We start from the raw sequence: 10,000 nt of genomic DNA on the forward strand, positions 1-10,000 counted from the left end.
GACTATGGAAACCACTTCGTATTACATCAGTAGTATTAACGACGCCACCAGTGCCAGCATTACCTTACCGCTGGACAGCTACACTATATTGTTAGTACGTAAAGACTTAAACAATAACAAAACTTTGTTGGCACAAACCGGAGAAATCGAATTGCTGCAGGGTAGTTCCTATCTGCTGGTGGCAGAAAAAGACCCGGACACAGAAACAGGTTATAAAATCAGTTTGCAGTACTAACACTCAGATTGATTTTCTGACAGAGGCCCGCCTGAGCAGCGGGCCTTTTTTATCAGCGTTTCTGGTGTCCGTCTGGCCAACAGCCATTGGCGCTCATCCGCTGCTCTACTACAACAGCTGCCAAACTTTTGGCAATGCTTTCTCCGGCTTCAGTCTGGCCAATGGACAGAGCCATTGGCGCTCATCCGGGCATTGCCAAACTTTTGGCAATGCTTTCTCCGGCTTCAGTCTGGCCAATGGACAGAGCCATTAGCGCTCATCCGGGCATTGCCAAACTTTTGGCAATGCTTTCTCCGGCTTCGCTCTTCCTTGTTATTTGTTTTTCCTCTAAATTAGCAGCCAGTTGAAATCATCAGATGGAGTAAAACATGACCTGGATAATGTTGTTGGTCGGTTTGGTATTGCTGGTCGTAGGTGCGGATTTATTGGTAAAAGGGGCGGCGCGTTTAGCTGGTTCATTTGGTATTCCGGCATTAGTCATAGGTTTAACAGTAGTGGCTTTTGGTACCAGCGCCCCCGAACTGGCTGTGAGTGTCAAAGCCGCTTATTCCGGCCAGGCGGAACTGGCTATCGCCAATGCGGTAGGCAGTAATATCTTTAATGTGCTGTTTATTCTGGGCGCAGCAGCCATGATCTCTCCGCTGATCATCTCTCGGCAGTTAATCCGCCAGGATGTGCCTATTATGGTGTTGGTGTCAGTTCTCGCGATGTGGATGACCTTTGATGGTTCTATTACTCGTTTTGAAGCTGCAATTCTTGCCGCAGGCTTAGTTGGCTATACCTGGTTTTTATTCCGGCAAGGTAAAGCTAATGGACTTGATACGGCGGACGAAGAAGTCGAAGCCATGCTAAAAGCCAAAGTACCAGCCTGGCAAAACCTGCTGTTACTGGTGGGAGGTTTAGTATTGCTGGTGTTGGGTTCGCGTTTTCTGGTTGATAGCGCAGTAGAGATTGCCCGAGCCTTTGGCGTGAACGAAGCCGTAATAGGTTTGACTATTATTGCAGCTGGTACTTCGTTACCTGAAGTGGTGACTTCTGTAGTGGCGACTCTGCGTGGCGAACGTGACATAGCTGTAGGTAATGTAGTGGGCAGTAATATCTTCAACATCCTTTGTGTACTGGGAATTTCAGGTCTGGTATCTCCGGTGCCACTGCTTGCAGGCGAACAAATGGCCACTGTTGATATTCCCGTAATGGTTGGCGTAGCCATATTGTGTGTGCCACTTTTTTTCATTGGCTCTGTGCTGAATCGTATCGAAGGCCTGTTATTTATGCTGCTGTATGTAGCTTACACCTGGTATCTGGTGGCTGTAGCCTTAAAAGAATCTTACCTGGGCGAGTTACAACAGGGCATTTTGTATGGCCTGCTGCCAGCTGTCGTACTATTTGTTCTGTTGTCTTTTGTCCACGACCGGATGAAAAATAAAGTAAAACATCAATAAGTTAGGTATCGTTCACAAAAAGCAGGCCTAAACGGGCCTGTTTTTATTTCCTGAGGTAGATGACGATTTAATGAACTGTATGAGTTGCCAAAGCTGAGTACTATCCAACCCTTGTTTTTGTTTATATAATCCTTCGCAGTTCATAACCTCAATGAGACCCCATGGAAATCTTTATACTTGTTGGACTTATCCTGTTAAATGGCATTTTTGCCATGTCTGAAATTGCTATTGTCACAGCTAAAAAATCTCGTTTAACGGCTCTGGCACATAAAGGAAAATCCTCGGCCGCCATAGCCCTCAAACTGGCTGAAGATCCTACACAGTTTTTATCTACGGTCCAGATTGGTATTACCTCTATTGGTATCTTAAACGGTATTTTCGGTGAATCTATCCTTGCAGAACCTTTTGCGCTTTGGATGCAAAGTCTGGGGATGGCGCCAGAATTTAGCAGCATTTTTGCTACAGCCTTAGTCGTTATTGTAGTGACCTATGTGTCTATCGTCGTGGGTGAACTGGTCCCGAAACGTATTGGGCAAATCAGTGCGGAGTCTATCGCCTGTTTAATGGCGAAGCCTATGTTGTTGTTGGCTTTAGCCACCAAACCTTTTGTGTTTTTATTATCAGGCTCTACCCACGCTTTTATGCGTTTGTTTGGTTTTGCTCACAATACAGAATCCAATGTAACTCATGAAGACATTCAGGCTATGTTGCTGGAAGGTTCAAGCTCAGGCGTGATAGAGCATAACGAACATGCCATGGTGAAAAATGTGTTCCGTCTGGATGAGCGCTCCATTTCATCTTTGATGGTGCCACGTTCAGACATTATCTTTTTAGATACAGCCATCAGCATGGAAGACAACTTACACCGGGTGATGCAATCGCCTCATTCACGTTTCCCTGTCTGCCAACAAAGCGCTGATGAGCTGATTGGTATAGTTTCAGCCAAACAGTTGCTGGCACAGTCTGTGGCAGGCCAACTGACAGATTTACCCTCTTTGGTACAACCTTGTCACTACGTACCAGACAGCTTAACTGGCATGGAATTGTTAGAACATTTCCGCACCACAGCCCGTCAAGTGGTCTTTGTGGTAGACGAGTACGGTGATTTAAAAGGTATGGTGACGTTGCAGGACTTAATGGAAGCTTTAACAGGTGAATTAAATCCGGATGATGGTGAAGACTTAATGGTGGTGCAGCGTGACGACGGATCTTACCTGCTGGACGGCTTGCTGCCTGTGATCGATTTAAAAGATTGTTTGGGTTTAGATGAATTACCTGAAGAGAATCAGCGCAACTATCAAACGTTAAATGGCTTATTGATGTTGTTGATGGGAAAAATTCCACAAACAGCGGACAAAGTACTGATCAAAAACTGGCAGTTGGAAATTGTCGATATGGATGGCAAACGAGTGGATAAAGTATTGGCTATTCAATTAACACCGGAGCAAATGGCGGAATTAAAGGCCGCTGCAGATGATATGCGCGATTGAGTCTTGTTTTGACAAAGAAGCAGTGTGCAAACTCAAGCCCTGGTGCCAGCAAAAAAAACGCCACAGCAAAGTGGCGTTTTTTTGTTTAATCTTTTTGGTTTTTAGTTCGTAAGGCCAAAGGGTCTGCATCAAGACCAAAACCTAAGAGTGGCAATAATTCCGGTATTTCATCTTCCGGTATGCCAACTTTGTGGAAATGCTTCACCACATACTGCAGATCATGGCCTTGCTCTTTGAATTGTTGTGCAGTTTTTAAGTGCACAGTTCGCATAAAGTTCGATGTCATGATAGTCACTCCCTGGAGAAAAGCGACAGTCATAGTGGTGAAATATTCGACAACAGGCAAGTGTTTTTCGACGAAAATTTAAACAATTTTTCGGACAAATTCTAAGCTGTTGATCCCACTAAAAGATAATCAAATCAGCTTAAATTTTCGCCTCAGTATTTTATCCAGCAATTTTTGAGGTAACAGCCTGGCAAGCAGAATTAAGCTGACAGCACCATGTCCAATCCCCACAACACCGCTACAATTGGCTTTATCTAGTTGCTTCATCAGGCTGTTGGCAAAACTTTCTGCTGAAGTTGGCTTATTCTGGCTGGCGTTAGCGCGCAGTAGCACTCCTTCACGCATCGACCACCAAAATGAATCAGGTTTTAATAGTTGCTCTGCTTCAAGCTTGGCTCTGTTGGCAAAACCTGTATCTATGGCGCCGGGTTGCACTGTTAAAACTCTGACGCCTAAAGGAGCTAATTCCATCCGAAGCGCGTCCGACAAACTATGCAAGGCGGCTTTGGAGGCGCAATAAACTCCGGCAAAAGGTGTGGTTAAAACACCTGAGACACTGCCAATATTTACAATTAAGCCTTTGCTTTGTATCAGCAAAGGCAAACAGGCTTGAGTGAGATCCATTACCGCAAATACATTCACTTCAAACTGCTGACGCAGACCTTCAGCTCCGGCATCCAGCACAGGTCCCATCACCCCAAATCCAGCGTTATTCACCAGAATATCTAATCGCCCTACCTGTTGTTTCAGCTGCACTGCAGCTTCTTTGACCGAATCTGCTTCGGTCATTTCCAGCGCTATAGTCTCCAGACCTAAATGTTGCAGCGCCACTAAATCGGCTTCTTTTCGCGCTGTGGCAAAAACTCTGTATCCTTGACGTTTAGCTTCAATAGCCAAAGCTTTACCTATACCACCGGAACAACCTGTGATCAGCATGGTTTTGCTCATGGCCTGGCTCCCTTTACTAAATGCTGTTCGTCTGGTCTGAGCGTTAACACCAGAAAACCAGTGTCAGTCACAGCCACTGTATGCTCCCATTGGGCAGATAACTTTTTATCTTTGGTCACCACAGTCCAGCCATCAGACTTTTGTTTTATCCTTCTGTCGCCCTGATTAATCATTGGCTCAATGGTGAACACCATGCCGGGTTTGAGGGTTAAACCTGTGCCTGCTTTGCCATAATGCAAAATTTGTGGCTCTTCATGCATTTCACGGCCTATGCCATGGCCACAGTATTCACGCACCACAGAATAACCATGCCGCTCAGCATGTTGCTGCACAGCTTGTGCTATATCACCTAAACGCGCACCGGGTTTGACCTGATAAATGCCCTGCCACAGCGCCTGATAAGTCACATCCACCAGGCGTTGCGCCAAAGGACTGACCTTGCCCAGACAATACATTTTGCTGGAGTCGGCTATAAAGCCGTCTTTTTCCAGCGTAATGTCCAGATTGACAATATCGCCTTCTTTTAAAATATCAGTCTGTTTTGGCATGCCATGACAGACCACCTCATTGATGGAGCTGTTCAGTACATATTGGTAGTCGTATTGACCTTTACTGGCCGGCCTGGATGCTAATGGTCCACGAATAAATGCTTCCACCGCATCGTTAAGCTGCATGGTGCTGATACCTGGTTTGACTAACTCATCCAGCATCAGAAAAACCTGCGCCAACAGCTGCCCTGCTTTGTGCTGGACATCCAGTTCAGCCTGGGTTTTCAGATGGATCGAGTTCATTTAGCAAGTCCTGCAAAGTAGTTGATTTGTTTTTCAGTAATTTACGACACAATTCCTGATAGCTCAGCTGGGGATTCAACTCAGCCAGCATACCAACACGGATCCAGAATTCAGCCTGCGCATTGATAGATCGAGCCATCACTTTACTCGCTTCCCGCAAGTCCTCATGCAGGTCGTCCGATATTTTCACTATGCCCATAGATACACTTTATATACATTTCGTATATTTATTGTATAAAAGAAATGCGAAAAAAGCACTTAAAATGACGACAGAAACTGGGTAAGGTATGACATAGGACAATAAACCATTTCAAACAGTGGGTTATAGTTCAGTATCAGCAATTGGGTTTAAAACTTAGACTGAGAGCCAGGACATGAGCTTATTTAACGATATCTACAGTGCGGTTGAGCGGCAGTTTTTCTACAGCCTGACATTAAAAATTGTCGGCAATATAGGCTTTTTAACACTGATTTTCTGGCTGGCGATGTTTGCAGCTTACCCGGCTGAAGGAGGTGCCGGACACAGCTGGTGGTGGATTTTAGTGCTGGGAACAGGCGCCTTTATTTTTACCATAGGTTACCTGATGCACTTAATAGTACGACCGGTAAAAGCGCTGGTCGATGCGCTGCAACAAGCTAATCAGGCAGGCAGTGATTTAAAAACCCGATTACCAGCCTTTACCTTTGACGAATTCCGCACTTTGTCTGAGCAATACAACTTATTTGTTGATCAGTTATCCGGTATGTTGCGAGGCATTCATCAGCAAGCGTCCAGCAACTTTGCCGTCAATCAGCAAGTGGCAGAAGCCGTGCATAGCACCAGACGTCAGTTACAAGGTGCAGAACAAAGTAGTCAGCAAATCCGCCAGCAAAGTGATCAGTCGTTACAACGCCTGGCCGAGATAGTACAAAGCAATGATCAGGTGATAGTGGTAGCCAGCAGTACTGTACATAATGCTAAAAACGCCAGCACTCAGCTGGATCAGCTCACCAACCAGTTGCATAAAATTGAGCAACTGCTGGCCAACTTTGGTGGCACAGTGACAGGTTTGCAGAAAAATGCCGAAAACGTGCGACAGATTTTATTGATGGTGGAAAACTTCTCTGATCAAACGAATTTGCTGGCGTTAAACGCGGCCATTGAAGCGGCAAGGGCTGGTGAAGCGGGCCGGGGTTTTGCTGTGGTGGCAGACGAAGTCCGTACTCTGGCAGCAAAAGTAAACAGTGCTACAGGCCAGATCTCGGGCTTTCTGAATGAAATGGATGTGTTAGTGCGGGATACCAAAAATGAATCTGAGCAACTGCAACAACAAGCCGGTGCGGCTCAGCAGCAAATACAGCAAACCAGTGGCGATTTTAGTCAGTTAGAACTACAACTAAAAAATGCCCAGCAACAGTTAAATCAAATTCAACAACATGTACAACAACTGGCGCATAGCTCAGAGCAAAATCATCATCACCTGACTGAAATTGAGCAAGGCACTAACCTGGCTTATCAACAGATGGCGGCTATTGATCAGGCTACAGAGCAACTGTTATCTGGTACTAAACGCACCCAACAGCAGCTGCAACCTTTTTCTGCAGCTTAAATAACGGCGTCTTTATTATTCATCTGGCCATTCTGTTGCAATGCTTTAACCAGCTGCAACAGGGCCGGATGAGTCAGTTTTCGCTCTGGAGATATCGCATAAAAACGCTCGGTTACCCTGTGGATCACCCCAACTTTTAACAAGCGGTAGTTTGTTAATAACTGAGTTTCTAATAACAAGGGCGCAGCAAAAACTCCCAACCCTTGTTGAGCAAAAGCCTGCATCAAAGCACTGTCATCAAACTCAGCAACCACCTCAGGCTGGATTTCCACTTCGTTAAACCACCCCATCAACTGCTGACGGATAATGGACTTTTTGCCTTGTAACAAAAACGGTTGGCCTTGCAAAGAATACGGAAAATCCGCAGTAAGCTGCAGTGCCAGAGTTTCGCAGCCATAAACAGCCATAGGAGACTCTGTAACTAAGTGACTATAAGCCTTTACATGGCTGCCCGGCTGAATAGGCTGATCAGACAACACCATATCAAGCTTATTAATAGCCAATTCAGACAATAAAGCCGCCAGCTCACCTTCGCGGCAAATCAGTTTAATGGGCAACTGCAATATTGGCTTAAGCATTTCATAAACAAAAGCCTTAGGTAACACATCGGTAATACCTACAGTAAAACTTTGCCAGCTGCTGTGCTGCCGGGTCAGAACAGCTTTAAGCTCATCTCCCAGTTGGAAAATATCTGCGGCATAGCGCTGTACCACAAGTCCGAGCTCAGTAGGAATAAGCCGCTTACCCTGACGAGCAAACAACGCAGTACCTATGCCATGTTCAAAAGCGCTAATTTGACCACTGATAGTTTGCGGAGTGATGTGCAACAACTCGCTGACACGGGCAATGCTGCCGTGTTCAGCCACCAGGTAAAAGTAATAAAGTTGGTTATAGTTTACAGGTGTCATTCTTATTCAGCTATTTACGAACATATACTCAGTTATATTCGAATTTTACTGACAAAGTAAAGAGCGTATAACTAGTTCTGCTGTGAGGTTCCTGCAGAGTTTCATAGCGACAGTTTAACCCATAGGCACATCCGCGCCTTTTGCCTCTTGCTAGCAAGGGGCTTTTTTATGTCCAGGGATGGACGGTATGTCGCAACCGTCAGGAACGTTGTTGCGACGATTTAGCCTTCTCCATTGAAGCTGCAGCTTTGTTGACTGCCCTCATTCGCCCCAATCACATAGTGGACTATGTTCATGGGGACTCATTCTCTTGTCGCCTCGCTGCAACTCCACTGGCTTTGGCTAAACCCTGTCATCGTTCAAGCTGCAGCTTTGTTGACTGCCCTTATTCGCCCCAATCGCATAGTGGACTATGCTCATGGGGACTCATTCCTTTGTCGCCTCGCTGCAACTCCACTTGTTTTAGCACTACGCTGCCTCCATTTAACTGGTAGCTGTGTTTTGCAGGTTCAATAGGTAAGACCCAGAGGGACGTTTTGATGATGAAGTATCCGGCCATTTTTAAGTTTGCAGGTCAGGATGAGCTGCTCTATATAGCGACCAGGAGTAGTTTTGAGCACAATTTCCAGCTGCAGCAGGCCTACTTCACACCTGATGATTTGTTGATTGATGCCACTGGACAAGCTTATCTTTTAGATCAAATACAACAGCAAAGTGTTTTACCTGTAGCAATCCGGCAGTATGAACTGCAGGAGTTGACCGCTTTGGTTCAGGCGCATTTTTTTGCTTTAGCCCAAAGTTGTGTGGTGAAAATTCAGGCGCCTTCGGTCAGTGTATTATTCGATCTTCTTGCGGAGACTGACCCTGCTGAACAAAGCTAACAGCAGCTTGTCCTGCGCACTCTTGCTGGTTAAAGTGAGCGGGGAACCAAACGGAGTAAATTAAAAATGGCAGTTGAATTATTAGTCGGCCTTCAGGTAAACAATGCGGATCTTTATGCTGAATATCGCCGTTTAATGACGCCTATATTGCATCAACATCAGGGGGATTTTGGCTGTGACTTTTTGGTACAACAAAGTCTTAAACCCGCGGATACGGCCATCAACAGAGTCTTCACTATTTATTTTGCCAGCCAACAGCTAATGGACAGTTTTTTCACCCATCCTGACTACCTGAAAATCAGACAAGACTATTTTGAACCTGCAGTCTCAGCCAGCCACATTCTGGCGACTTACCAAAGGCCAGACTAAGTTTGCACTCTGCGCGGAAAATCACAATAAAATACAGTGCCCTCACCAGGCACTGAGTGAAAACCAATGGTACCGCCCATAGATTCTATAATGGCTTTGCTGATGGCAAGGCCCAGGCCCGTGCCGGACTTCGCCTTGGAGTCAGAGCTATCGGCCTGAGCAAAACGCTGGAATATCTTTTCCTGAAAATGCAACGGTATCCCCTCGCCTTTGTCTTCAACCTGCAGGCGGGTCTTATCTTCATACTGAGCATAACTCAGAACAACCTCAGCACCGGGTTTGGAATATTTAATAGCGTTAGACAATAAGTTACTCAGCACCTGCTGCAGCCTGTGGCTGTCCAGTTGCATCTGAACAGATTGGCTGTTCAGTACCGTCAAGCGAACGCCGAATTTATCGGCATAAGGCTGATTTTGCACCACAGCCTGCCGGCTTTCCTCAGCTAAATCACAAGGTTGCAAATAAAAATCCATTTTCCCTGCACTGAGTTTTTCCATATCCAGTAAATCGTTGACCAACAGCTGCAAGCGTTTACTGTTTTGGCTGGCCACTTTGAGCATTGCCAGAGCTTTATCAGACAAGGGCCCCAGCACCTGATTGATCACAAGCTCCAGTGCGCCACTGATGGCAGTGATAGGAGTGCGAAGTTCGTGGCTGACAGTGGAGATAAAATCTGTCTTCATTTGTTCGAGCTGTTTTTGCTCGCTGATATCATGCATCAGCACTAAAGCCCCTAACACCTGACCTGAGCGTGTTTTAATCTGTTCTCCGCGGCAGCGGGCCCAGCGTGGCGGTTGCTCCTTGCCTTTAATACAAATATCCTGCCCTACCACTGTTTCACCACGAAAAGCTCTGAGCAACGGAATACGTTCTGCAGGTAATACGGTCTGGCCATCGTCTTCATACAAGTCATAATAATGGCTCCATAACTCTGAATCACAGTGCCGTACATCCACGCCGTGCCAGTCGCGTGCTACCTTATTAAACTGCTCCAGTTGCCCTTCACTGTCGCACGCCACCAACGCATCAGGAATAGAATCGAGCAATAAATCCAGCAACTG

At 46.0% G+C, this 10,000-nt stretch carries 13 protein-coding genes; 6 read left to right on the top strand and 7 right to left on the bottom strand.

What is annotated here, in order from left to right; genetic code table 11:
• On the top strand, positions 1–235 hold a 235-nt coding region (locus LDL40_RS08815; RefSeq protein ID WP_300994919.1), incomplete at its 5' end, for a hypothetical protein.
• Between the two features lie 52 nt (positions 236–287).
• On the opposite strand, the gene LDL40_RS08820 is transcribed toward LDL40_RS08815, so the two are convergent.
• On the bottom strand, positions 288–410 hold the full coding sequence (locus tag LDL40_RS08820) for a hypothetical protein (protein WP_300994920.1): 123 nt from the start codon (positions 408–410) through the stop codon (positions 288–290).
• A 193-nt stretch (positions 411–603) separates the two neighbouring features.
• On the opposite strand from LDL40_RS08820, the gene LDL40_RS08825 reads away from it, so the two are divergent.
• On the top strand, positions 604–1,677 hold the full coding sequence (locus tag LDL40_RS08825) for a calcium/sodium antiporter (RefSeq protein WP_300994921.1): 1,074 nt from the start codon (positions 604–606) through the stop codon (positions 1,675–1,677).
• Between the two features lie 161 nt (positions 1,678–1,838).
• A complete protein-coding gene (locus tag LDL40_RS08830) occupies positions 1,839–3,167 on the top strand; it encodes a hemolysin family protein (RefSeq protein ID WP_300994922.1) in 1,329 nt (442 codons plus the stop codon).
• Between the two features lie 85 nt (positions 3,168–3,252).
• Here the strand turns inward: LDL40_RS08830 and LDL40_RS08835 are convergent, their stop codons facing one another.
• The 4 genes from LDL40_RS08835 to LDL40_RS08850 form a co-directional block, all read right to left on the bottom strand.
• On the bottom strand, positions 3,253–3,453 hold the full coding sequence (locus LDL40_RS08835; protein WP_300994923.1) for a hypothetical protein: 201 nt from the start codon (positions 3,451–3,453) through the stop codon (positions 3,253–3,255).
• 129 nt (positions 3,454–3,582) lie between these two features.
• On the bottom strand, positions 3,583–4,401 hold the full coding sequence (locus LDL40_RS08840) for an SDR family oxidoreductase (RefSeq protein WP_300994924.1): 819 nt from the start codon (positions 4,399–4,401) through the stop codon (positions 3,583–3,585).
• Positions 4,398–5,192: a type I methionyl aminopeptidase gene (gene map / locus LDL40_RS08845; protein WP_300994925.1), complete on the bottom strand. Its 795-nt coding sequence runs from the start codon at positions 5,190–5,192 to the stop codon at positions 4,398–4,400. The genes LDL40_RS08840 and map overlap by 4 nt, the downstream gene beginning before the upstream one ends.
• Positions 5,161–5,391, bottom strand: coding sequence for a ParD-like family protein (locus LDL40_RS08850; protein ID WP_300994926.1), 231 nt, complete (start codon positions 5,389–5,391; stop codon positions 5,161–5,163). Before LDL40_RS08850 ends, map begins: the two co-directional genes overlap by 32 nt.
• Positions 5,392–5,566: 175 nt before the next feature.
• Here LDL40_RS08850 and LDL40_RS08855 point away from each other — a divergent pair, with 175 nt between their 5' ends.
• Positions 5,567–6,781 carry a methyl-accepting chemotaxis protein gene (locus LDL40_RS08855; protein ID WP_300994928.1) on the top strand — a complete coding sequence of 405 codons (1,215 nt, stop codon included), beginning with the start codon at positions 5,567–5,569 and terminating at the stop codon, positions 6,779–6,781.
• Here the strand turns inward: LDL40_RS08855 and nhaR are convergent.
• Positions 6,778–7,689 (bottom strand): transcriptional activator NhaR, encoded by a 912-nt coding sequence (nhaR, locus tag LDL40_RS08860; protein ID WP_300994930.1) that lies wholly within the window; start codon positions 7,687–7,689, stop codon positions 6,778–6,780. The genes LDL40_RS08855 and nhaR overlap by 4 nt on opposite strands.
• 539 nt (positions 7,690–8,228) lie before the next feature.
• Between nhaR and LDL40_RS08865 the strand changes: the two genes are divergently transcribed.
• Together LDL40_RS08865 and LDL40_RS08870 are read left to right on the top strand one after the other, a co-directional pair.
• On the top strand, positions 8,229–8,570 hold the full coding sequence (locus tag LDL40_RS08865) for a DUF4144 family protein (protein WP_300994931.1): 342 nt from the start codon (positions 8,229–8,231) through the stop codon (positions 8,568–8,570).
• 66 nt (positions 8,571–8,636) lie between these two features.
• Positions 8,637–8,939 (top strand): DUF1330 domain-containing protein, encoded by a 303-nt coding sequence (locus LDL40_RS08870; protein ID WP_300994932.1) that lies wholly within the window; start codon positions 8,637–8,639, stop codon positions 8,937–8,939.
• On the opposite strand, the gene LDL40_RS08875 is transcribed toward LDL40_RS08870, so the two are convergent.
• Positions 8,936–10,000 (bottom strand): ATP-binding protein (locus LDL40_RS08875; protein ID WP_300994933.1); only part of this gene is annotated, 1,065 nt, incomplete at its 5' end. The genes LDL40_RS08870 and LDL40_RS08875 overlap by 4 nt on opposite strands.

Origin of the sequence: Rheinheimera sp. (assembly GCF_020217005.1) — a bacterium.
In the GTDB taxonomy this organism is placed as follows: Bacteria; Pseudomonadota; Gammaproteobacteria; order Enterobacterales; family Alteromonadaceae; genus Pararheinheimera.